This window comes from Rubrivirga aquatilis (assembly GCF_046845665.1).
Lineage (GTDB): Bacteria > Bacteroidota > Rhodothermia > Rhodothermales > Rubricoccaceae > Rubrivirga.
Genome location: NZ_CP177355.1, coordinates 589,696 through 613,029 on the forward strand (window position 1 = coordinate 589,696; position 23,334 = coordinate 613,029).

The window sequence follows — 23,334 nt, forward strand, 5'->3', positions numbered from 1 at the left end:
ATGATCGACGCCCTCGTCACGCTCGCGTATCTCGTCGCCGCGTCCCTGTTCGTGCTGGGCCTGAAGCGCTTGGGCTCGCCGCGAACGGCGCGAGCGGGCAACCGGCTCGCGGCGGTCGGGATGCTGATCGGCATCGTCGCGGCGCTCGTGTCGGCCCAGATCCTGAACCCCATCGAGCTGGCGGCCGGGCTGCTCGTCGGGACCGCGATCGGGGTCCTGCTGGCGCGGCGGACGGCGCTGACCGAGATGCCGGAGTTGGTGGCCGCCTTCAACGGGTTCGGCGGGGCCGCCTCGGCGCTCGTGGCCGGGGCCGAGGCGGTGCGCGTCGCCAGCGAGGCGGGGATCGCGTACGGCGCGGCCGAGGCGCTCGTCGTCGGCGCGTCCGTCCTGATCGGCGCCGTCACGCTGACGGGCTCGTTCCTGGCCGTCGGCAAGCTGCGCGGGAGCGTCCAGTCGACCGGCTTCCCCGGCCTGCGGCTGGCGTCGATCGTCGTCGGGCTGGGCGTGGTCGCCGCGCTGGCCCTCGTCGCGATGCAGGCCGAGACGGGCGGGCTGTTCCCGCTCGCGGTGCTCGCGATGCTGGCGCTCGTGCTCGGCGTGCTGCTCGTGCTGCCCATCGGCGGGGCCGACATGCCGGTCGTCGTCGCCCTCCTCAATGCCTATTCCGGGCTCGCCGCGGCGGCGACGGGGTTCGTGCTCGGCAACTACGCGCTCGTGATCGCGGGCGCGCTCGTCGGCGCCAGCGGCTTGATTCTGACGCGGATCATGTGCGAGGCGATGAACCGCTCGCTGGCAAACGTCTTACTCGGCGGCTTCGGCGCCACATCCGCGACCGCCAGCAGCGGCGACGGCGAGGACAAGCCGGTCCGCGCGACGACGCCGGACGACGTGGCGGTGATGGCGGCCTATGCCGCGCGCGTGGTGATCGTGCCCGGCTACGGCCTAGCGGTCGCGCAGGCGCAGCACGAGGTCCGAGAGCTCGCCGACCTGCTGGCGGCTGAGGGCGTCGACGTGAGCTACGCCATCCACCCGGTCGCGGGCCGGATGCCGGGCCACATGAACGTGCTGCTCGCGGAGGCCAACGTGCCCTACGACCGGCTCATCGAGATGGACGAGATCAATCCGGAAATGGGCCAGATCGACCTCGTGATCGTCATCGGCGCGAACGACGTGGTCAACCCGGGCGCGCGCGACGACGAATCGAGCCCGATCTACGGGATGCCGGTCATCAACGTGGACCACGCGGCGCAGGTCGTCGTCCTCAAGCGCTCGATGAACCCGGGCTACGCGGGCATCGAGAACCCACTCTTCTACAAGGAAAACACCCAGATGCTCTTCGGCGACGCCAAGGCGACCGTGAAGGCCATCGTGGGTGAGCTGAAGACGCTGCAGGCGGCGTAGGGATGCACCGGCGGTGTGTCCCTACCGCACGATGCGGCTCCGGCGCGCGATCGCGCGGTCGAGCGAGAACCGCCCTGGCCCGGTGAGCGCCAGGGCGACGGCGACGATCAGAAAGACCAGCGCCTTCTCCCCCTCCCCCACGTTGGCGCCGTGGCGGACGAAGAACGCGACGGCCATCGTGATCGCCACGAACACGGCCGCGGGCCGCGTCGCCAGCCCCACCGCCAGCAGCAGCCCGCCGACGAACTCGCTGAGGGCAGCGGCCCACGCGAACAGCGTTGGGAGCGGGAAGCCCATCTCGGCCGTCCCGCCGATAAAGCCCTCCGACGGCGGCAGCTTGCCGAGCCCGTGCGCGACCGCCAGCAGCAGACCCGCCCCGAGGCGCAGCGCCAGCAGGCCGAGGTCGACCGGGCGCGACGCGTCGGGGGCGGAAAAAAGGGCGGTGCGCAGCGTCATCGGTCCGGGGGGAGGCGTCCGCCAACGCCCGACCGGCGCGCAAGCTCCGGCCTCCCCTCCCCGACGCCCCCGGGCGCACGAGAGCCGGGCTACACCGGCATCTGCTGGAGGGTCCACGTGTTGCCGTCCGGGTCGCTGAACCCCGCGTAGAGCACGCCGCCCATGTCGACGGCGGACTCCACCTCGACGCCGCGACCAATCATCTCCTCGCGGACCGCCTCGATGTCGTCGACGACGAGATGGAGACCCCGGAGCGACCCGGGCGCCATCGCCAGCGCCGGGAGGCCGGCGCCCAGGACGATGGAGCACGACGACCCCGGCGGCGTCAGCTGGACGATGCGGACATCGCCACCGGGCTGCACGTCGTGGTCGGCGTGGAACCCGACCCGGTCGACGTAGAACGCCTTGGCGCGGTCGATATCGGAGACGGGGACGGGGAGGAGTTCGAGGCGCATCGGGGGTCGGGGTGAATGGGGATGGCCGCAAGCGGCCCCACTGGCGACAAGGACCGCCAGCAGGGCACACGCAGGGTCAGTCTGACGACGGCACGATGATGGGCAGCTCCTGCTCGCGGACGAGCCGGTTGAACGCGGCCACGTCGGTGTCGAGGATCGCGCGCAGTGTCGTCAGCTCGGCCTCGATCTCGGCCATCACCTCGTCGCGGTAGGCGTAGGCCTGGTCCGTCGGGCGGAAGTCGCCAGAGGCGACGGTGCCGCCGAGAGCGCTCAGCTCGTTGCCCAGGTTGATCCCGTAGTTGAGCGGGTCCTGCCGGCTCTCGCTCCGCGTCTCATAGAGCACCTCCTCGACCGTCGTCATCCGCTCGATGAGCGCCTCGCCGGCCGTCTTGACCGTGTCGACACCCGCTGCATCGTCGGGCAGGCGCGCCAGGAACGCCCGGATCTGCGCGCGCAGGTCGCGCACCTGTTCGACCGACTCGTTCACCTCGGTCACCTTGTCGCGCACCTCGCGCAAGAACTCGAACTGCGCCTGCAGATCCTCCGGCGTCGCCGACGAGCGCGGATCCAAGCGGATCTCGAACGGCACCTGCAGGCTGTCGCCGTCGACGACGAGTCGTGCCGTGTACTGCCCGGGCGTCGCTTGCGGACCGTTGAGCCCGCCGCCCCAGAAGATCATCCCATCGAAGCGCGCCGCATCCGGATACCGGCGGCCCCACACGACGCGGTTCATACCCGCCTCGGTCGCCAGCTCGAAGTCGTCGTCGTCGGGCGTAAACGTCTGCACGACCTCGCCGTCGCGGTCGATGATCTTGAGCGCCGCGTCCGCCGAGTCGGTCAGCGCCTCCGCCAGCAGGTAGTGGATGACCACGCCCGCCTCCGGATTCGTGCCCGCGCCCCGCGTCACGGCCTGCCGGTAGCCGTCGACGCGGTACGTGGGCTTGGGGCGGAACAGCCACATCGGCGCGCTGGCGACGGCGGGCTGGAGCTGATATAGCGGCGTCAGGTCGTCGAGTACGTAAAACCCGCGCCCCTGCGTGGCGACCACCAACTCGCCCTGGCGCACAGCCAAGTCGGTGACGGGCACGATGGGCAGGTTGAGCTGGAACGGCTGCCACCGCTCGCCGTCGTCGAACGAGATGTACATCCCGCGCTCGGTCCCGGCATAGAGCAGGCCCGGACGCATTGGGTCGGCTCGGATGACGCGCGTAAACGCCGGCGCCTCGATGCCGTCGTCGATGCGCTGCCACGTCGCGCCGTAGTCCTCCGTCCGCAAGAGGTACGGCGCGAAGTCGTCCACCTTGTAGCGCGTCGCGGCGACGTAGAGGCCACCGGGGCGCGCGGGGTCGGCCTCGATTGAGTTGATCATGGCGTCGCTCGGCAGCAACCGGTCTCCGGGCGTGATGTCGGTCCACGAGCCGCCGCCGTCGCGCGTGACGTGGAGCAGGCCGTCGTCGGAGCCCACCCAGATCGTGCCCTCGTCGTGCGGACTCTCCGCGAGGGCGAAGATGGTCGCGTAGTACTCGACGGATGTGTTGTCCTGCGTGATCGGGCCGCCGGACGACTCCAGGGTCGCCGGGTCCGCGCGCGTCAGGTCGGGCGAGATGGGCACCCACGTCTGGCCGTAGTTGGTCGAGCGGTACAGGCGATTCCCGGCCGCGAAGAGCGGGTAATCGTTCGTTTCCGCGTCGCGGTACTGCGAGAACAGGAGGGGGAAGTTCCACTGGAAGCGGATCTTGAGGTCCTTCGCCGGCGCGCCGATCGGGTTCTCCGGCCACACGTTGACGATCCGGCTCTCGCCCGTCCGGTGGTTGACCATCTGCAAGAATCCGCCATAGGATCCGCCGAACACGATGTCGGGGTCGTCCGGGTGCGGCGCCAGCCAGCCCGACTCGCCGCCGGCCGAGGGCTCCCAGTCGCGCTCGGTGATGGCGCCGCCCGTGCTGCGGTGCGCGATCCGGATCGTCGAGTTGTCCTGCTGGCCGCCGTAGATGCGGTACGGGAAGTGGCTGTCCGTCGTGACGCGGTAGAACTGGGCCGTCGGCTGGTTGAGGTACGTGCTCCAGGTGTCGCCGCCGTCGAACGTCACCTGCGCGCCGCCGTCGTCGGCGATGACAATGCGGTCGCCGTCCTCGGGCGCGATCCAGATGTCGTGGTGATCGGCGTGGGGCGTGTCCACGCTCTCGAAGGTGCGCCCTCCGTCGGTGCTCACCCAGAGCTGGACGTTGAGCACCCAGACCTTGTCGGGGTCCTCAGAGTCGGCGCCGAGCCGGGTGAAGTACCAGGCCCGCTGGCGGAGATTGCGGTCGGTGGAGACGAGCGTCCACGTTTCGCCCCCATCGTCGGAGCGGAACAGGCCGCCGTTCTCGTTCTCGACGAGCGCGTAGACGCGGTCGGGGTCGGCGGGCGAGATCGAGACGGCGCTGATGCCCCAGATGCCGTCCGGGAAGCCCTCGTTCGCCGAGATGTCCGTCCACGTGTCGCCGCCGTCGGTGCTCTTCCAGATCGACGAGCCCTCGCCCCCGCTCGAAAAGCTGAACGGCGTCCGGCGGACGTTCCAAATGCTGGCGTACAGGATCCGCGGATTCGTCGGGTCCATCTCGAGCTCGAAGGCGCCCGCGTCCTCGTTCACGAACAGGACGTGCTCCCACGTTTCGCCGCCGTCGCGCGAGCGGAAGACGCCGCGGTCGGCGTTCGGCCCGAAGGCGTGGCCGAGCACGGCCGCGAAGACCGTGTTCTCGTCGCGCGGGTGGACCACGACGCGCGGGATGTGCTGCCCGCCCTCGAACCCGATGCTCTCCCACGAGCGCCCCGCGTTCTCCGACTTCCACATCCCCCACCCCGGCGACACGTTCCCGCGCAGCGACTTCTCACCGCCGCCCACGTAGATCACGTTCGGGTCCGACTCGGCGACGGCGACGCTGCCAATCGAGCCGCCGAAATAGCCGTCCGAGATGTTCTCCCAGCTGCCGCCGCCGTCCTGCGTCCGCCAGACGCCGCCGCCGGTCGCGCCCTGGTAGTAGGTCAACGCGTCGCCCGGGATGCCGGCGACGCCCGACGCGCGGCCGCCCCGGAACGGGCCGACGAGACGGTACTCCAGCGACTCGAACAGCGTCGAATCGACGGGCGTGGCGAGTTGGGCGCGGACATCTACAGAGACGAGCGCCAGCAGGACGAGTGAGAGAACCAATCGGGACATCGGGCGGAGCGGTGAGGGACCGTCAGTCTACGGCCGGGCGTGCGGATCCCCGAGAGATGCACGGCATGCGAGGCCGAAAAGGCGGATACTGAGACTGCTCTCCGCCCCGCCCCGATGTCCGACCTCTCCTCCAAGCAGCGCGCCAACCTCCGCAAGCTGGCGCAGTCCCTCAAGCCGACCGTCCACGTCGGCAAGGAGGGCGTCACCGAGGCCGCCCTGCAAGGGCTCCGCCAGACGTTCGCGACGCACGAGGTGGTGAAGGTCCGCGTGCTGGAAGCGGCGCCCGAGTCGGCCAAGGACACGGCGTACGCGCTCGTGGCTGGCGTCGACGAGGCGGAGGTCGTCCAGGTCGTCGGGCGCAACGCTACGCTCTTCCGGCCCATGCCCGATCCGCCGCCCGCCCCTCCGCCCCCGACGCCCGACCCGAAGGCCCGGCGCACGCCGCCGCGGAGCACTCCGAAGCGAGGCACGTCGAACCGCCGCTCCTCGACGCGCGGCAAGGGGCGCAAGTAGCGCGACCACGACCGGAGCCGCTCGCCCCCTTCCGCCTCGGCGCTGAGGTGGGCGAGATCGATCTCGCCCTGACGACGACTCACGCCGCCCGGACGACGGCGTCGATCACGTCTTGGTGCACCTTCGGGTGGAACGGGCTCGGCACCAGCTCGTCGGCGGGCGCGAGCGCGCTGATGGCCGCCGCCGCCGCGATCTTCATGGCGTTCGTGATGGCCGGCGCGCCCACGTCGAGCGCCGCCTTGAAGAGGCCGGGGAACGCGAGCGCGTTGTTGACGCTCCGCCCGTCGGCCGCGAACGCCGCGCCCGCCGCCAGCGCCGCCTCGGGCGTAATCTCGGGGACCGGGTTCGACAGCGCGAGCACGATCTGGCCGGGCCGGATCATCTCGGGCGTGATCAGCCCCACGACGCCCGTCGTCGCGATCAGCACGTCCGCCTCGGCCGCCGCGTCCTCGATGGTCGCCGTCCGGCCGCCGCGGGCCTCCAGCCGCTCGCGCGCCGCCGCGCCCGGGTCCACGCCGACGACCTCGAAGCCGGCATCGAGGAGGAGGCTGGCGATCGCGAGCCCGGCCGCGCCGAGCCCGATCTGGGCGCACGTCAGGTCGCGGTCGCCCTCGCGGCCGGTCTGGCGGAGGGCGCTGAGCACGGCCGCCAGCAGGACCGTCGCCGTGCCGTGCTGGTCGTCGTGCATGACGGGCTGCGGCAGGCGCCGGATCAGCTCCTCCTCGATCCAGAAGCAGTCCGGCGTCCGGATGTCCTCGAGGTGGATGCCGCCGAACGACGGCGCGATGCGGACGACGGTCTCGACGAACGCCCCCGGGTCCTTCTCGTCGATCACGATCGGCACGGCGCTGAGCCCCACGAACCGGTCGTAGAGGACCGACTTGCCCTCCATCACGGGCAGGCTCGCGAGCGCGCCGATGTCGCCCAGCCCGAGCACGCGCGTGCCGTTCGTGCAGATGGCGACCGTGTGGCCAACCGACGTCAGGGTGCGCGCCAGCGCGGGGTCTTTCTGAATGGCGGTGCAGACGCGCGCGACGCCCGGCGTGTAGATGTAGCGCAGGTCCTCCAGCCGCTCTACCTCGGTCGTGCGGACGGTCTTGATCTTGCCGCCCGCGTGCCGCTCGAACACCAGGTCCTTCACGTCCAGCACCTTGGTGTCGGTCTGGGCGCGGATCGCCGCGAGCACCTCCGCGAGATGGCCCTCGTCGAAGACCGACAGCGTCACGTCGCGGAGCACGTGGTCGCGGCCGAGGTACACCGTCTCGATGTCGCCGATCAGGGCGCCCATCTCACCGACGAGCGCGAAGAGCCGGCCGAGCATCCCTGGCCGGTGCGCGTTGCGAACCGACAGGACGACGTCGTAGTCGGGGAGGGCGGGGCGGGCGGGGAGATCACTCATGCGGCAAGCTATCCCGCTCGTTCAAGGCTGACCGCCCGGACAGGCGTCTTCACCGAGGCCTTCCCCGCTGGCGTGGCGGCCCTACAGCCGGCTCACGAGGTCATACGTCCCGCGCCCGACGCGCTCGATGCGGCCTCGCTTCACCATCCGGCTCAGCACGCGGCCCGCGTAGTCCTTCGTCGTCCCCGCCAGCTCCGCCAGCCGGTCGCGGTGGACGGCCCCGGGCGTGCGCGCGAGATGGAAAAGGAGCGTTTGAGCGACGGTGGACGGGGAGAACGACATAACGGGGAGAGAGAACGGTCGGCGGCACGGGGGCCCCGACGGGGCCGCGCTCCGTGGAGTCGCCTCCAGCTTGTACCGGCGACGCCCGTCCGTGGTCCGCCCCGGTGGCTAGCGGGCGAGGAGCAGCGTTAGCTGGTGCGGCTCGGTGCCTGGGGGACGGAGCCGCCCGCCGTGCGCGTCTCGTTCCCAGAACGGGTGGTGCAGCACCACGTCCAGCCGGTCGTCGCCGTTGAGGTCGGCGAGCCACGCGTACTCGCCGTCGCCCGGGAGTCGGACGGGTACGTCGACCGGATCGGCGAACAGGGCGGGCCCGCCGGTGCCCCGGTGCACGGAGAGCCGGCTCGGGTGGTCGCCGATGAGCAGGTCGGGGCGCCCGTCGCCCGTCACGTCGCCGACGCGGGTGAAGGTGTCGAAGGCGCGCGCCCAGCGCGGATCCGGCTGGACCGCATGCGTCCCGCCGCGCAGGACGACCTCGAGCGGCACCCACCCGGGCTCGCGCGGGCTCGGCGGCCCGTCGAGCGCGAGCCGCCGCGTCGTCGCCTCGACCAGCCGACCGTCGACAGCGCGGACCAGTTCGATCGTCAGCCACACGTCGTCGCCCATGCTGCCCTTGAGCCGCTTCCACCAGCTCCCGGTGAGGAACCGACGCTCGATAGACGTGATCACAAGGTCCGGGGCGCCGTCGCCGTCGAGGTCGGGCGTGTCGAGCGCGATCTGGACGCGGCCGTCGGAGCCGAGCGACTGTGTGGGGTCGGGCGCGAACGCGAGCGCGCCCCCAGCGGCGGTGCCCCGGTGGAAGTCGACGCGCGTCCGGGCCTCTCCCCTGCTGCCGTCGAGCGCGAGGACGAGCAGATCCGGGACGCCGTCGTCGGTAAGGTCGGCGACCGTGTGGATGGCGCGGACCCGACCCACCCCGTCGCCGAGGCGGGCGGTATCGTCCGGCGCGTCGATGTCGACTGCCAGCGTCTCGGCGGCGGCCTCGAACTGCCCGCTCGCGTCCTGTCGGTGGACGAGCAGGCGCGGCCCGTCGGCCGCGACGAGGTCAGGGCGCCCGTCGCCGTCGGCGTCCGTGGCCCACACGCGCGCCTGGGGCCAGGGGTCGAGGCGGTGGCCGTCGGCGCCCGCGATGCGCCGCAGGTCCGGCGCGCTCCCGACGGTGAGGGGCTCGGCGAAGCCGTCGTCGGTCTGGACCGCGACCGCCCAGCCCTCGGCGGTCGGCACCACCACGTCGTCGCGGCCGTCGCCGGTGAGGTCGTGCGACACGTCGGCGTGCGGGATGCCGCCCTCGCGGAGCCCCGGCAGCGCGTCGGCGAGCGCCGCGAGCGGTCGCTGGTCGCCCGTCTCGAAGTCGACCGCGCGGAGCTCGCGCGCGCCGCCAACCACGAGCCGCTCGCGCCCACCGATCTGGACCACGTCGACGAACGCCACGTCCGCGCCGAGCGCGACGCGGCGCCCCGCCGTCCAGGTGCTGTCGCCAAACGCGAAAAGCTGCACCTCGCGCTCCCCATCCGGCCCGACCGTCACCACGGCAAGGTCCGCCATCGGCCCGCCCGTCAAAAACTCCGTCAGAACCGTCGGGCGGCCGGCGACGCCCAGTACCACCTCCACCGGGTCGAAGAGGGACTCGGTGACCGGGGTCGTCGAGAAGCAGCCGGCGAGCGCGAGCGCCGTAGGGAGGAGCCGTCGCATTTCGCAAGGAACGACACTGGCGACGCCCCCAGGGGTCCGACGCCGATGCCGCCCTCGATCCCACGCCCTCCGTCGTCCCTGACGCTCGGGGTCAGTCTGTGACGATGTGGAGCTCCGAGACTCTGGCACCCTCGCCGAGACGGAGGACGAGGTCGTACTCGGCGAAGTAGTCGGTCGGCTCCGGTTCACCGAGCAACGCGACCACCTCCTCTCGGGACTGCCCGACGAGGTCGTGCCGCCGCAGGAGATCGTCCACCATGTCTACCCGCGCTGGCCCGGTCCCCGGATCGATGGACCGCCAGGCGACGGGATCGAAGTCCTCCCCGCTCGACAGTCCGCACCCGCCCCAGACAGCCGCCAGCGCGAGCACGAGAAGAAGACGGGGTCGGGCCGAACGGTGCACAGCCATTGAGTGACCCTACACGTTGAACCGGAACAGCATCACGTCGCCGTCGACCACGGTGTACTCCTTGCCTTCGCTGCGCATGGCGCCCGCCTCGCGCGCCGCCGTCTCGCTCCCCAGCCGGTCGTAGTCGGCGAACTTGATGGTCTCGGCGCGAATGAACCCCTTCTCGAAGTCGGTGTGGATGACGCCCGCCGCCTGGGGCGCCTTCATGCCGCGCGTGATCTGCCACGCCCGCGACTCCTTGGGGCCCGCCGTGAAGTAGGTGATCAGCCCCAAGAGGGCGTACGCTTCCTGCGCCAGCCGGTCCAGCCCGGACTCCGTCACGCCCGCGGCCTCCAGGAAGTCTGCGCGGTCGTCGTCGTCGAGCTCGCCGAGCTGGGCCTCGAACTCGGCCGACACCACCACAACTCCGGCGCCCTCCGCCTCGGCCCGCTCGCGAACTTGGTCGACGTAGGCGTTGCCGTCCGGCAGATCGCCCTCGCCGACGTTCGCCGCGTACAGCACCGGCTTGGCCGTCAGCAGAAACTGAGACTGCAGGATGGGCAGCTCCTGGTCCGACACGTCGAGCGTCCGCGCCGGCAGGCCTTCGCCGAGGTGGTCTTCGAGGCGGGCCAGGAAATCGGCCTCCGCCTTGGCCGCCTTGTCGCCGGTCCGGACCGACTTGGCGACGCGCTCGAGCCGCTTGCTCACCGTCTCCAGGTCCTTCAGCAGCAGCTCCGTGTCGATGGTCTCGATGTCGCGGATCGGGTCGACCGAGCCCTCGACGTGGACGACATTGGGGTCCTCGAAACACCGGACGACATGGGCGATGGCGTCCGTCTCGCGGATGTTGGCCAAGAACTGGTTGCCCAGCCCCTCCCCCTTCGACGCGCCCGCAACGAGGCCGGCGATGTCGACGAACTCGATGACGGCGGGCAACGTCTGCTTCGAGCCCGCCAGCTCCGCCAGCCGGTCGAGCCGCGCGTCCGGGACGGGGACCACGCCGACGTTCGGCTCGATGGTGCAGAACGGGTAGTTGGCCGCCTCGGCGCCCGCCTCGGAGAGCGCGTTGAAGAGCGTGCTCTTCCCGACGTTGGGGAGCCCGACGATGCCGACACGGAGAGCCATTTTTTTCGGTTGGATGGGTGCCCAGATTCTACCGATCCAGCTCGCGAGACGGGCGGAGCCGTGGCGAAGAGTGACCGCGTGCTTGGGCGAGTAGCTTGCCCGCATGCGCACCGTCGCCCTCCTGTTCCTCGCCCTGCTGGCGCTCCCCGCGAGCGCGCAGACCGACCCGCTGGGCAGCCGGCCGCGCGTCTACGTCGGCGCGGGCGTCGGGCCGGGCGTGGGCGGCGTGGCGCTGGCGACGGCGCCCACGTTCACCATGTTCACCCGCGAGGTAGCCGTCTACGCGGACTACGTTCCACGTGTAACAGGCGGCAGCGGTCGGCTGGTGACGGCGGTCGGTGTGGGCGGCGCGATCCGCGTACTCCGCATCGCCGACGTCGTCCGAAACCGCGACCCGGGCGCCGTCGACCTCGACCTTGGACTCCGCATCGGGCCGTCGTTCTACACGGCCTTTTTCGAGCCGTCGGCCGAGAGCCGCTCGCGCGCGTTCAGCGTCATGCTCGACCCGTTCGCGCGAGGGACGCTCCGCATCGGGTCGGGCCGCGTCGTCTTTGCCGAGGTCGGCACCCAAAGCCCGGCCTTCCGCGCGGGCCTCTCGACCTCGCTCCGCTTCGGCGGGCGGTAAAGCGCTCGAGACGGCACCGCCTGTAGACGCTCGGTGCCACGAGCGCAGGGATGGGGGACGAGGAGCGGGGAAGGAGGCAGACAGAGCCCCACCGGCGGCCCGACGCTACCGAACCACCACGTCGACTGTCGCCACGCTGATCTGGCGGCGCTCCGGCAGGGCGACGGCGGTGAGCCGGCCGAGTCCGGGGCGGTGCGTGAACACGGCGCCCGTGTCGATCGCCAAGAGCTCGGGCAGGTCCAGCACCTCCTCAACCGGCGTGTGGCCCACGACGACCGGCCGCTCCCAATTCGACAAGTCAGCCCCGACGTGCTTGCGCGTCCACAAGATGATGCGGGGGTCCGGGTCGGCGAGGTTGTCGGCGACAGAGAGCCGCGTGTCGAAGCCCGCGTGCGCAAACGCGAACCCGCCGATGTCAGCCACCAAGACCGTCCGCCGCAGGAACGCGAGGTGATCGGCCGGCAACTGGCGGTCGCCGCGCGCCTCGTAGGCTGCCAGCGTGGTCCGCCCGCCGTTGATCCACCAGAGGTCCGCATCGCCCACGCCGTCGGCGTAGTCGAGCATCATCTGATCGTGATTGCCGCGCAGGAACACGCAGCGGGGCCCCGTGCCCGCGTCTGAAGCGGCTTCCAGTTCGAGGCATCGATCGAGCACGGCCGGGCTGTCCGGGCCGCGGTCCACGTAATCGCCGACGAAGACGACGGTGTCGTAGGGGGAGAGCGCGCCGCCCGCATCCTCCGCCAGCCGCGCCAAGAGCGCGTCGAGCGTCCGGGCACAGCCGTGGACGTCGCCGATAGCGTAGAGCGCCACGCCGCTACTCAGGCTTGCGGCCGCCGGTCTCCACCAGGCCGCGCCCCGTCTTGTTGAGCCGATCGCCCTCGCGGAGTTCACGGAGCACGGCGTCGAGGATGCCGTTGACGAACGAGGCACTCTTGTCGGTCCCGAACGCCCGCGCCACCTCCACGGCCTCGTTGAGCGTCACCTTGGGCGGGATGTCGGGGAAGTAGAGCAGCTCGGTGATGGCCATCCACAGCACGTAACGGTCGGTGCGCGCCAGCCGGTTGAGGTCCCAGTTCTCGACGTGCTTCTCGATGAGCACGTCCGCTTCGGTCCGCGCGTCGGCAGTCTTGAGGAACAGGCGCTCGGCAAAGCGGAGGTACTGCTTTTCCTCGGCGTAGGCCGGCTTAAGGATCGTCGCGATGACGTGCTCGACGGTGTCCTGGCTGGCCTCATAGGCGTAGAGCGCCTGGAGGACGTGCTCGCGCACGAGGCGGCGCTTGTTCGGGCGGGGCTGGGACACAGGATGCGAGAGAGCGGGGGGACCCCAAGATACCGGGCGGCACGGCTCAGTCCGGGTGGAAGGCGTGAGAAGCGAGCGGCAAAGATTCGCGCGCGGAGGTTGTGCAGTTCGCCGCTCGCGGGTCTATGGAGACATGCCGCTCGCGCCCCCTCCCCCTCCCCTCCGCTTGTCGACACGCCCCGCCCTTGCGATCGCGGGGTGCGTGGCGGTCGGAGTCGGGCTGGGCACAGCGGTGCCGAGCGTCGCCGGATGGGCGATGGCGGGCGCTGCGGCGGCGATTGGCGCCATCGGGTACGTCGTCGCGACCCGGCGGCGCCTGGTCACCCTGCGCCCGCTCGCGATGACGCTGGCGGTGGCCACCGTCGCCGTCGCGCTCGGCGCGGTCCGCCAGTCGGCGTGGCTCGCGAGCCCGCCCGCCAGCGTCGAGGCGCTGGCGAGCGCGTGGGGCGAGGCGGACGGCGTGACGGTCTGGGGCCGAGTCGCCGAGCCCCCCGAGAGGTCGTGGGCCGTCCGCTTCGCGGTCGACGTCGACTCCGTAGGAAGGGACGGCGCGCGGGACGCGATCCGCGGCCGGGTGCAGGCGACGTTGCGCGTCGGCGACGCGGGCGCCGTGTACCCCGCCCTCCGCACCGGCGACCGCGTCCGCCTGGACGGGCGGCTCGCGCCTCTCCCCCGCCCGCGCAACCCGGCTGCGATGGACTACGGCGCGTACCTCCGCCGGCAGGGCGTCGGCGCCGTCCTCGACGTGCGCGGCGAGACCGGCGCCCGCTTCCTCGCGCCGTCGCGCCGGCTGGCGGACCGCGCGACGTGGGCGATCCGCTCTAACGTCCGCCGCGCGCTGGCGGCGGTCGTCCCCGGCGCCGAGTCGCGCGCGCTTCTGCTGGCGCTCATCCTGGCCGACCGGACGGCCATCGAGGCCGGCACGCTGGAGGCGTTCCGCGCGACCGGGCTGATGCACCTGCTGGCGGTCTCCGGCCTCCACGTCGGGCTGGTGGGGCTGGCGCTGTACGTGATTCTCAAGCCGGTCCTAGGCCGCTTCCGCATCCGCAGGCGCCGCATCGAAGTGGGCCGAGCCGTGGTCACGCTGGCCGTGCTCGCGATGTACGTCGCCGTGGCGGGGGCCTCGGTCTCGACCGTTCGGGCGTTCGTGATGGTGGCGCTGTTGATCGTCGGGCGCACGCTCGAGCGGCCCGCCGATTCGCTCAACGCGCTGGGGCTGGCGGCCATCGTGCTGATCGTGCACCGCCCGGCCGCGCTGTTCGACGTCGGCTTCCAGCTCTCCTTCGGCGCCGTCGCCGCGCTCGTCACGCTCACCCCGCTGCTGACCGCGACCGTGCCCGAGCGTTGGCGACACTCGCGAGCGGGAAGCTTTCTCGTCGGCTCGCTGGCGACCTCCGTCGCGGCGACGCTCGGCACGGCCCCCGCGCTGCTGGCGCACTTGGGGCGGCTGCCGATTGGCGGGCTCGTGCTCAACGTCCCGGCGATTCCGCTCACCGCGATGACACTCGGGAGCGGACTCGGCGCCGTCGTGCTGGCGCCCGTCTCCCCGCTGTCGGCGGCCCTCGGGGCGTTTTCGGACGCGATGGCACGAGCGCTCCTGTGGGTCACCAAAACAGGTGCCGACACGCTCGGATGGGCCACGTACGCTGGATTCCTGGAATCGCCATCGGTGATGCTAGCGGCGGTCCTTGCACTCGTCGCCCTCGCGCTGTGGCGCCGCCCGATCGCCCACCGTCGCGTCGCGATCGCGGCGACCGCCAGCCTCGCGCTCGGGCTCTGGGTCGGCGTCGCTCGCGGAGACGCTGCGCCCCGCCTCGACGTGCTGTTCCTCGATGTCGGCCAAGGCGACGCGACGCTGCTTGCGACGCCCGGCGGGCGGCACGTGCTGGTCGACGCTGGCTTGCGGTCGATGTACGTCGATGAGGGTGCGCGCGTGGTCGTGCCCCACCTCGAGCGCGCCGGCATCGCCCGCTTGGACGCGCTCGTGCTCACGCACGCGGATGCTGACCACATCGGCGGCGCGGCGACCGTGCTCCGGTCGGTGCCCGTCGGGCGGCTGATCGTCAACGGACAGCCGGGCCAGACGGACCTGTGGCGGGAGGTGCTGGCCGTCGCCGACTCAGCCGGTGTGACGGTGCAGTCAGTGGGCGCGGGCGATACGCTGGCGGTCGACCCCGCGCTTCGCATCCGTGTGCTGGGGCCGAGCGGGCCGATGCCGTCGCCGAACGACGCCTCGATTGTGTTGCGCGTCGAGCACGGCCTGACACGCTGGCTGCTGACTGGCGACGCCGAGGCAGCGGGCGAGGCGGCCGTCGTAGGCCGGTTTGGCGACTGGCTCGCGGCCGATGTGGTGACGGTCGGCCACCACGGCTCGCGGACCTCGTCGTCGCCAGCGATGGTGGATGCGGCGGGACGGCCCGCGTTCGCCGTCGTGTCCGTCGCCCGGCGCAATCGCTACGGACTGCCCGACGAAGAGCCGCTGGGGCGTTGGCTGACGACCGGCGCCGAGGTGCTGCAAACCGCCAATGAGGGCGCAGTCTGGCTCCGCTCCGACGGTGAGACGGTCGAGCGCGTCGAGTGGCGGGGGAAGTGACAGAAGCCGGGGGCGCCGGAGCGCGGCACCCGACAGGACACGCCCCGTACCCTTCCAATTGCGCCTTACTCAGTCACCCCATGCGCTTCGGCATCGACCTCGGCGGCACCAAAATCGCCGGCCTCGCCTTGGCCGACGACGGAACGGAGGCCGCCACGATCCGCATCGCCACCCCGCCCGACTACCGCGCCACGCTCGACGCCATCGCGTACGTAGTTGACCGGCTGGCGTCGGCGACCGGGGAGCGTGGGACCGTCGGCGTGTGCATCCCAGGCGCCATCGAGGCGGCGACCGGGCGGGTCAAAAACGCCAACTCAACGTGGCTCATCGGCCACCGGCTGACCGAGGATCTCGCCGAGCGGCTCGGCCAGCCGGTCCGGGTGACGAACGACGCGAACGCCTTTGCGCTCTCGGAGGCGTCGGACGGCGCGGCGGCGGGCGCCGATGTCGTGTTCGGGGTGATCCTCGGGACGGGCGTCGGCGGCGGCATCGTGGTCGGCGGGCGCGTGGTCGAGGGCGCCAACCGGATCGGCGGCGAATGGGGCCACACCCCGCTGCCGTGGCTGGGCCCAGGCGAGCGCCCCGGCCCGGACTGCTACTGCGGCCGGACCGGCTGCGCCGAGACCTTCCTCTCGGGCCCAGGCCTGGCTCGCGACCACGTCCGCGAAACTGGCCAATCGCTCACGACGCACCAGATCGCCGACGCCGCCCAGGCGGGAGATCCCGACGCCGTCGCCACGCTCGACCGCTACGTCGACCGGCTGGCGCGCGGGCTCGGCCAGATCGCCACGATCCTCGACCCCGACGTGTTCGTCCTCGGCGGCGGGCTGTCGAACCTGCCCCGGCTGGCGGAGCGCACCGAGGCGGCGATGCCCCCACACGTGTTCTCGGACCGCGTCGTCACGTGCGTCGTCCGCAACGCGCATGGCGACGCCAGCGGCGTCCGCGGCGCGGCGTGGCTGTGGGAGCGACGAGAGCCCTAGAGATAGCGGCGTGCGCGTCCCTCGATCCTGTCGCTACCCCTGCTCCACGCGAAGCCAGCGGGTGACGGTGCCGATCTCGACCGTCGGCGCCTCCGGACGGGCCCGCTCGCCGTCGTCCGCGCCTCGGGGAGCGCCGCCGCGACGGGCGCCGCGCGGCTGCGGGATGCTCTGGGCCGAGTCGAGCAGTTCCACGCCCAGACCGATAACGTCGCCCGCGCCCGATTCCAACAGACCGGGGACGGCGTCGAGCGGGATGCGGAGTTCCGTCACCAACTGGTCGCCCCACATCGCGGCGGCGCGCAAGCCGCCGAACGAGCCGTCGCGAGCGACGCGCTGCGTCACGACCCCGCGCGTGACGGCGATGCCGTCAAGCCCGGCCTCAAAGCGGCGGCGCAAGCGCTGAGGGTCGTCGTTCTCGGGACCGCCGCGCCGGGGGCCATTGCGCAGCACCTCGCGGACGCCGGGCGCCTCGGGCGCGGGGTACCGCAAGCAGAGCACCGGCTCCGTCCCGCCAGCGGGATCGATCCAGACGCGCAAGCCACCGAGAGCAATGCGGCGGGCCTGGCGATCGTCGCCAGCGATCAGCGCGACGTACAGCGCCTCGGCGTCGCGGCGCAGGCCGATGCTCAGGCCGGACTCGCTCGGCACGGGCCGGAGCGCGGCAGGCCACTCGTCCGCGAGCCCATCGATGACGGTCTCGGGCGTGGATGCCTCCGACAGGTACAGCGGGGGCGCGGAGGCGCAGCCGGCGACGGCGAGGAGGGCGAAGACAGCGAGAGCGGAGCGCATGCGGGCGGAGAGTCGAGGGGAGCGGGTAGAGTCAACCCACCCGGTGCACGACTTGGTACCGCCAGCGGTGCCGGGCGGCGGTCCTAAAAATCGAGCCCTCCCCCAGCGTCGCCCTCATCGACGGCGCCCGGCCGTTGGCGCTGCGCCGTGTCGTCGGTCCGGCCAAAGGCGTAGGTCAGCGTCAGGCCGACCTGGCTGCGGCCGAACGAGCGGCTGACGGTCTGGTACAGCCGGGCGTCGTCCTGCACGAAGTCGATGCCGGCCCAGCCGAAGGGATCGCGGGCGCGGAGCGACAGGCTGCCGCGCCCGTCCCACAGGCGCTGGCGCAGGCCGACGTCGAAAAAGACGCGCGAGCCGATCCGGCCCTGTTCGGTGTCTTGGGGCGCCGTGTAGAAGACGGTCGACTGAAGGTCGAGCGCCCCGATGCCGAGCCGGTCGCCGACGGCCCAGTTCGCGTTGAGACGCCCGCCCCAGCCGAAGGCGTCGGAAGCCAGACCGGTCTCAACGTTGGCCCCGTCGGTGCTCCGGCGGTAGCCCTCCAGGCTCAGGAAGCCGCGCACCGATCCGTCTGCCTGGTACGCGATGACGGACTCAACGCCCGTCGACGTGGCACTGTCGAGGTTGCGGAACGACGACGTGGTGACGCCGAACTCGTCGACGGATTGGAAGCGGCGGACCACGTCGGTCGTGTGGCGGAGGTACGGGGTGACGGTCAGGCTGCCCCAGTCGGTCTGCCGCACGACGCCGACCTCGATGGCGTCGGTGTACTCGGGCCGCAGATTCGGATTGCCGACCCGGATGTTGAGCGGGTCGTCGGCAGAGGGGAACGGGTTGAGCTCGCGTCCGCGCGGCCGGTCGATGCGGCGGCTGTAGGAGGCGCGGAGCACGGTCGCCTCAGCGAGGTCGAGCGCGACGGACGCGCTCGGGAAGAGGCTCTGGTAGTCGACCTCAAAGGCCTCCCCGCCCAGGATGAACGACCGCGACGCGATCTCGCCCCGGAGCCCGGCCTGCACCGCCACCGGCCCGACTTGGCGCGCGAGTTGGAGGTAGGCGGCGTGGACCTGCTCGTCGAGCGTGTAGGCGTTCGTGAGCCCGGGGTCGGGCGCGAGCACGCCGTCGACCAGCGATGAGACGCGGAAGTCGTCGTCGGCCGAGTCGATCTCGCTGCGGAGCCCGAGTTCGAGGCGCGTCTCGCCAAGCGGCCGCGCGTAGTCGGCCTGGATCGAGAGCCCGTTGTCCGTCCCGTCGCTCTCCGTCTGCTGGTCGACGAGGCCGCCCTCGGTGAACGTCGTGAGATCGGTGTTGGCCGACGTCGTCGCGCGCACGTCGACCGACAGGCCGTGTGTGCCGAGCGCGACGCGCGAGCCGCCGTCGCGGCCCCGCCCGCCGCGGCCACCGCCCCCGCGCCCACCCCGCCGACCGCCACCGCCCGACTCCGCCTCGGAGCTGACGCCCTCGAAATCGTGCCGGAGCCCCAGACGCAGGCTGGCGGAACTCCCATCGCTGGCGCCGTCGCCGAGCCGCAGGACGTCGCTCAGGGTGCTCCCGCCGAGCGCTTCGAGCGTGGCCGTCCGGTCCGTCTCGGCGCCGTCGCGGAGCGAGCCGCTGGCGGACGCCGTGACCGTGGTCTGGGGCGTCATCGCCCAGTCGGCGGACAGGTTGAGGAGCGCCGAGGACCGCTCGTTCGCGCTCTCGGTGAGCTGGGTGATCTCCGTCGCGTCCTCCCCCAGAAAGCGGTTGATGCGGAAGCGGTCGCCGTCGGTGTCGCGCGAGCCCGCGCGGACGCCTGCCGTCGCTGCCAGCCGCCAGGCCCCGCGGCCGAGCGTGACGAGCGCCGACCCGTTGTAGCCGCCTTGCGTGTCGCCCCCCGCCGCCAGCGCGCCGCCGACCCCCAGCTCGGTGTCCTTCTTGAGCACGATGTTGAGGATGCCCGCGCTCCCGTCCGGCCGGTACGCCGCCGACGGGTTGGGAACGACTTCGACACTCTCGACCGCGTTCGCGGGCAGGCTCTGCAGGTAGACCCCGATAAAGTCGCGGCCGACCGGCGCCGGACGCCCGTCGATCAGCACGACCACGTTGCCGTTCCCGCGCAGCGCCACGTTCCCGTCCACGTCGATCTCGACCGACGGGATCGTTTCGAGCGCTTCGGAGGTCGAGGCCCCGGAGAGCAGCGGGTCGTCGGAGATCCGGTACACCGTCCGGTCGACCTGGATCTGGACGCGGTCGCGCTCGGCGAGCACGTCGACGTTCGCGAGGGCCTCGGCATCCGCGACGAGCACGAGCTCGCCGACGTCCGCAACGGGCGAATCGGGCGCCAGCCGCAGCGTGTCCGTCCGCGCCGGGGCCGTCCCGACAAAGCTGGCGACGACGTAGTAGCGGCCCCGCGCGAGCCCGGCGACGCGGAAGGCGCCGCGCGCGTCTGTGGCGCCTCCCGTCTCGAGGTAGGGCTCGACCCCGGCCCGTGCGCTCACGCGCCACACGGCGACCGTGGCGGCCTCCACGGGCGCCCCGGACTCGGCGTCGACCACCCGGCCTTCGATGGCGTAGTCGGTCTGGGCCGTGGCGGCGCCGGCGACGAGCGCGAGCGCGGCGAGAAGAAGGGAGCGCATGGGGGCGTGTGGACGGGTGCGAGGTCAGGCTCGCATGAGGTCAGGATGTCGATCTCGCAAGGAGCGCGAGGAGTGCGGGGCCTCAGCCCCGGACGACGAGTGGGACGCGGCGAGGGCGGGATCTGGCCCGTGCGAGTCGATCTGGGTGCCTGTCCACGCGCCCTACCGACGACCGGCGCGGAGCCGGCGGGACAGGGCGAGGTGGGCGAGGTAGAGCTCACCCTGGGCGTCGGTCAGCACGGCGGCGATGGGGTCGGGCAGGTCGCCCTCCCGCAGGGCCTGCATCGTCTCCCGACGGTCGAGGTCGGCGAGGACCGCGTCGAGGCGGGCGCTCGCGTCGGCATCGAGGCCGAGGGCGGCGTCGCGGGCAGCCCGCATCACGGCCGCACGCGCGGGGTCGGGCGTGCGGTCGCCGCGTCCGCGCGGGCCCCGGGGTCGGCCCCCGGCACCCGCGCCAGCGGGTCGCTCGCGGCGCTCAGGCCGGGCCATCAGCGCGGCGCGCTGCTCGGCCGACAGCGTCGGGACGAGCTCGGCCGCCAGCGTCCACGTCGAGGCGGGGTCGGCGGGGTCGAAGACCTCGGCCACCAAGTCGGCTTGGTCGGCCGACAAGGTCAGCGCGGTCGCCAGCCGTTCGACGGGGTCGCCGGGTTGGGCGTCGAGGGGGGCGGCCAGGAGAAGGGCGAGGGCGAGGGCGCGCATTCGGGGTCCCGAGGAGTGGATCGAAAACGACAACGTCGCCCGGCCGGTGCACCGGGAGCGCGGCGGTTCGGCCCCGAACGTGTGTCGGAGGTGTCACGGGGGAACGCGAGCGCGGCCCGGGCGATACCCCGCCGATGGACACAACTCTCTTCGGACTCGACCTCTTCAGCTGGGCCGGCCTCGCCCTCGTGCTCGCCTTCCTCGCCGGCCTCGCCACGGCCGTCGACGCCATCATGAACGCGCGGACGCCGCAGGGCGCGACGGCCTGGGTCTTCGCGCTCGCGACGATCCCACTCGTGTCCGTCCCGCTGTACTGGCTCATCGGCCGGTTCAAGTTCGACGACTACCTCAACGCGCTCCGCGCGTTCGACTCCGAAATCGCCGACGGCCTGGAAAAAGCGACGGAAGGCCCGCTCAAGGACTACCTCGTGGACGACGCGGCCGAGAGCGACGGCCGCGAGACCGGCGAGATGAAGGCCTTCGGCGCGATGGCGACCGTCCCCTTCACGCGCGGCAACGACGTCGAGCTCCTGGTCGACGGCGACGCCACCTTCGAGGCGCTCTTCGCCGAGATCGACGGGGCCGAGGACTACATCCTGACCCAGTTCTACATCGTCCACGACGACGACATCGGGAAACGCTACAAGGACCACCTGCTGGCGGCGGCCCGGCGCGGCGTGACGGTCCGGTTCCTCTACGACACGATCGGCAGCATGAAGCTGCCCAAGGCCTACAAGCGCGAGCTCGAGGACGCGGGCATCTGCATCTGCCCCTTCACCGGGCCCCGCAACTGGCTCAAGAAGCTGCGGCTCAACTTCCGCAACCACCGCAAGATCACCGTCGTCGACGGCACCGTCGCGCTCGTGGGTGGGCTCAACGTGGGCGACGAGTACCTCGGCCACACGGAGGCCTTCCCGTCGTGGCGCGACACGCACCTCCGGGTCCGCGGCCCGATCGTCCAAGGGCTCCAGCTGTCGTTCGCGCGCGATTGGTTCTACGGCACGCGCGAGGAGCTCGAAGGGTTGCGCTGGGAGCCCGAGGCGGCCGACGCCGACCGGACCGCGCTCGTGCTGGCGTCGGGCCCCGCCGACGAGCTCGAGACCTGCGGGCTGTTGTACACGCACGCCATCGAGAGCGCTGAGGAGCGGGTCTGGATCGCGACGCCCTACTTCGTGCCCGACGGCCGCGTGCTCGGCGCGCTGCAGTTGGCGGCGCTGCGCGGCGTCGACGTACGGATCCTGATGCCGCGCGAGAGCGACAGCCTCCTGTTCAAGTACGTGCCGTACGCGTACCTCCAGCACGTCGAGCGGGCCGGCGGCAAGGTCTACCTCTACGACCCGGGCTTCATGCACCAGAAGGTGGCGCTCGTCGACCGCGACTTCGCCGTCGTGGGCACGGCCAACTTCGACAACCGCTCATTCCGGCTCAACTTCGAGGCGACCATCGTCGCCCAGGACGCCGAGGTCTGCGACGCGACGGCGGCGATGCTGGAGGCCGACTTCGACCGTGCGACCCAGATCTCGTCCGAGGACTTGATGGAGGCCTCGTTCGCCTTCCGCTTCGCGGCAAACGCTACGCGGCTGCTAGCGCCGGTGCTCTGAGCGTGGGATGTTGAGGGTTCGAACCTGAAAGGTTTCGTCGCCGATGGGCAACGCGGTCTTCCGACGAGCCGTCGTCAAAACGTTCAACCCCTGAACATTCCACGTTCCACCGATCAGTGGTAGAGGAAGAGCGGGACCTTGGCCTGTTCGAGGAGCTTCGTCGCGCTGGACCCGAAGAGGACCTTCCGGAAGCCCGACTTGGCGTACGCGCCCGAGACGACGAGGTCGGCGACGTCGCCCTGGGCCAGTTCGCAGATCCGCTCGGCGGGGCTGGAGCTCTCGATGGCGCGTGTGGTGACGGTCTCGAAGCCGTGGGCCGAGAGGTAGGCCGCCGCGTCGGTGCGGAGCCGGTCGCTCGCGAGGCGGTCGGCGGAGGAGGTGCCGCGGACGTGGACGATCTCGACGGCCAGGTCCTTCCCGAACGGCGCGAGGTGGGCAAACTTCTGGAGGGCGCGTGCGGACGGCGCGCTGCCGTCGTAGGCCACGGCCACGCGCCGGACGTTTGGAGCCTCGGTCCCGACGATGAGCGTCGCGGCGGCGGCGTGCTCCAGGACCTTCGCGAGCGTGTGCGTGCGGCGCTCGGGCTCGTTGTAGTAGAAGTGGCTCTCGCGCCCAGCCACCAGCAGGTCGTGGGTGCGCATCTCGTCGAGCAGGCTCTGGGCCAGGCCGTCCTCGCCGATCCGATCGTGGGTGTGGCGAACGCCGGCATCGTCGACGCGGGCGCCGAAGGTGGCGAGAAGCTCGCGGGCCTGACCGCGGGCGGTGTCGGTGAGCCGCTCGCGGAGCGACTCCGCAAAGTGCATCGACCCGATGCCACCGCCGAGCGACTCGTTCTCGATGGCGTCCTTGTCGACGAGCGCGAGGCCGGTTACCTCGGCGTCGTAGCGACGGGCGATGGCGATGGCCGCGTCGGTGGCAACGGGAGTGTCTGCGTCGGGGTCGAGAACAACCAGGAGGCGCTGGGTCATGGCGTGGGATCGAGAGGGGACGGAAGGTACGCGGACGCGCCGGAGACGAGTGGTATGCGACAGACTGTCACGCCGTGGTCTAACCGGGTGTACCACGTGATACAGACCAGTCGCCTCCTGCCCCGTTTGCCCGGGCTCGGTCCACACGCCTCTGTATTACTCGGGATGGAATAATTAAGAGTAGGACTAGTAGTAGGCCTGTGGACGCCGTGGACAACCGGGGCCCGACCACGATTGGTGGAGAGCCGTGGACAACCGGG

Annotated in this window: 20 protein-coding genes; 6 read left to right on the top strand and 14 right to left on the bottom strand. The window is 71.8% G+C overall.

Going from position 1 to position 23,334, the window contains the following annotated elements:
- Positions 1-1,401 (top strand): NAD(P)(+) transhydrogenase (Re/Si-specific) subunit beta, encoded by a 1,401-nt coding sequence (locus ACLII4_RS02450; RefSeq protein ID WP_412069309.1) that lies wholly within the window; start codon positions 1-3, stop codon positions 1,399-1,401.
- 21 nt (positions 1,402-1,422) lie between these two features.
- Here ACLII4_RS02450 and ACLII4_RS02455 read toward each other — a convergent pair whose 3' ends face one another.
- From ACLII4_RS02455 to ACLII4_RS02465, 3 genes are all read right to left on the bottom strand, one after another.
- A complete protein-coding gene (locus ACLII4_RS02455) occupies positions 1,423-1,857 on the bottom strand; it encodes a DoxX family protein (RefSeq protein ID WP_412069310.1) in 435 nt (144 codons plus the stop codon).
- Positions 1,858-1,946: 89 nt separating this feature from the next.
- Positions 1,947-2,312, bottom strand: a complete 366-nt coding sequence (locus tag ACLII4_RS02460; protein ID WP_412069311.1) for a VOC family protein — start codon at positions 2,310-2,312, stop codon at positions 1,947-1,949.
- Between the two features lie 76 nt (positions 2,313-2,388).
- Entirely contained in the window at positions 2,389-5,511 is a 3,123-nt protein-coding gene (locus ACLII4_RS02465; protein WP_412069312.1) for a glycosyl hydrolase, read from the bottom strand.
- A 114-nt stretch (positions 5,512-5,625) separates the two neighbouring features.
- On the opposite strand from ACLII4_RS02465, the gene ACLII4_RS02470 reads away from it, so the two are divergent.
- Positions 5,626-6,024 (top strand): YhbY family RNA-binding protein, encoded by a 399-nt coding sequence (locus tag ACLII4_RS02470; protein ID WP_412069313.1) that lies wholly within the window; start codon positions 5,626-5,628, stop codon positions 6,022-6,024.
- Positions 6,025-6,103: 79 nt separating this feature from the next.
- On the opposite strand, the gene ACLII4_RS02475 is transcribed toward ACLII4_RS02470, so the two are convergent.
- From ACLII4_RS02475 to ychF, 5 genes are all read right to left on the bottom strand, one after another.
- Complete coding sequence (locus tag ACLII4_RS02475) at positions 6,104-7,423, bottom strand: NAD-dependent malic enzyme (RefSeq protein ID WP_412069314.1); 1,320 nt, start codon at positions 7,421-7,423, stop codon at positions 6,104-6,106.
- Positions 7,424-7,504: 81 nt separating this feature from the next.
- Positions 7,505-7,705 (bottom strand): type IV toxin-antitoxin system AbiEi family antitoxin domain-containing protein, encoded by a 201-nt coding sequence (locus tag ACLII4_RS02480; RefSeq protein WP_412069315.1) that lies wholly within the window; start codon positions 7,703-7,705, stop codon positions 7,505-7,507.
- 108 nt (positions 7,706-7,813) lie between these two features.
- Positions 7,814-9,394 carry an FG-GAP repeat domain-containing protein gene (locus tag ACLII4_RS02485; protein ID WP_412069316.1) on the bottom strand — a complete coding sequence of 527 codons (1,581 nt, stop codon included), beginning with the start codon at positions 9,392-9,394 and terminating at the stop codon, positions 7,814-7,816.
- Positions 9,395-9,485: 91 nt separating this feature from the next.
- Complete coding sequence (locus ACLII4_RS02490; protein ID WP_412069317.1) at positions 9,486-9,653, bottom strand: hypothetical protein; 168 nt, start codon at positions 9,651-9,653, stop codon at positions 9,486-9,488.
- A gap of 159 nt (positions 9,654-9,812) precedes the next feature.
- Positions 9,813-10,907, bottom strand: coding sequence for a redox-regulated ATPase YchF (gene ychF / locus ACLII4_RS02495; protein WP_412069318.1), 1,095 nt, complete (start codon positions 10,905-10,907; stop codon positions 9,813-9,815).
- Between the two features lie 103 nt (positions 10,908-11,010).
- On the opposite strand from ychF, the gene ACLII4_RS02500 reads away from it, so the two are divergent.
- Positions 11,011-11,532, top strand: coding sequence for a hypothetical protein (locus ACLII4_RS02500; RefSeq protein WP_412069319.1), 522 nt, complete (start codon positions 11,011-11,013; stop codon positions 11,530-11,532).
- Positions 11,533-11,637: 105 nt separating this feature from the next.
- On the opposite strand, the gene ACLII4_RS02505 is transcribed toward ACLII4_RS02500, so the two are convergent.
- Together ACLII4_RS02505 and nusB are read right to left on the bottom strand one after the other, a co-directional pair.
- Entirely contained in the window at positions 11,638-12,342 is a 705-nt protein-coding gene (locus ACLII4_RS02505) for a metallophosphoesterase family protein (RefSeq protein ID WP_412069320.1), read from the bottom strand.
- Positions 12,343-12,346: 4 nt separating this feature from the next.
- Complete coding sequence (nusB, locus tag ACLII4_RS02510) at positions 12,347-12,832, bottom strand: transcription antitermination factor NusB (protein ID WP_412069321.1); 486 nt, start codon at positions 12,830-12,832, stop codon at positions 12,347-12,349.
- Positions 12,833-12,965: 133 nt separating this feature from the next.
- On the opposite strand from nusB, the gene ACLII4_RS02515 reads away from it, so the two are divergent.
- Positions 12,966-15,425, top strand: a complete 2,460-nt coding sequence (locus ACLII4_RS02515; RefSeq protein WP_412069322.1) for a DNA internalization-related competence protein ComEC/Rec2 — start codon at positions 12,966-12,968, stop codon at positions 15,423-15,425.
- An 80-nt stretch (positions 15,426-15,505) separates the two neighbouring features.
- A complete protein-coding gene (locus ACLII4_RS02520) occupies positions 15,506-16,408 on the top strand; it encodes an ROK family protein (protein ID WP_412069323.1) in 903 nt (300 codons plus the stop codon).
- Between the two features lie 33 nt (positions 16,409-16,441).
- Here the strand turns inward: ACLII4_RS02520 and ACLII4_RS02525 are convergent, their stop codons facing one another.
- The 3 genes from ACLII4_RS02525 to ACLII4_RS02535 form a co-directional block, all read right to left on the bottom strand.
- Complete coding sequence (locus tag ACLII4_RS02525) at positions 16,442-17,197, bottom strand: hypothetical protein (protein ID WP_412069324.1); 756 nt, start codon at positions 17,195-17,197, stop codon at positions 16,442-16,444.
- An 83-nt stretch (positions 17,198-17,280) separates the two neighbouring features.
- A complete protein-coding gene (locus tag ACLII4_RS02530) occupies positions 17,281-19,806 on the bottom strand; it encodes a TonB-dependent receptor domain-containing protein (RefSeq protein WP_412069325.1) in 2,526 nt (841 codons plus the stop codon).
- A 162-nt stretch (positions 19,807-19,968) separates the two neighbouring features.
- The gene (locus ACLII4_RS02535) at positions 19,969-20,505 is read right to left on the bottom strand and encodes a hypothetical protein (RefSeq protein ID WP_412069326.1); all 537 of its coding nucleotides are present in this window, start codon (positions 20,503-20,505) and stop codon (positions 19,969-19,971) included.
- A 134-nt stretch (positions 20,506-20,639) separates the two neighbouring features.
- Between ACLII4_RS02535 and cls the strand changes: the two genes are divergently transcribed.
- Complete coding sequence (cls, locus tag ACLII4_RS02540; RefSeq protein WP_412069327.1) at positions 20,640-22,106, top strand: cardiolipin synthase; 1,467 nt, start codon at positions 20,640-20,642, stop codon at positions 22,104-22,106.
- 113 nt (positions 22,107-22,219) lie between these two features.
- Here the strand turns inward: cls and ACLII4_RS02545 are convergent, their stop codons facing one another.
- Positions 22,220-23,074, bottom strand: a complete 855-nt coding sequence (locus ACLII4_RS02545) for a universal stress protein (RefSeq protein ID WP_412069328.1) — start codon at positions 23,072-23,074, stop codon at positions 22,220-22,222.
- Positions 23,075-23,334: the final 260 nt, after the last annotated feature.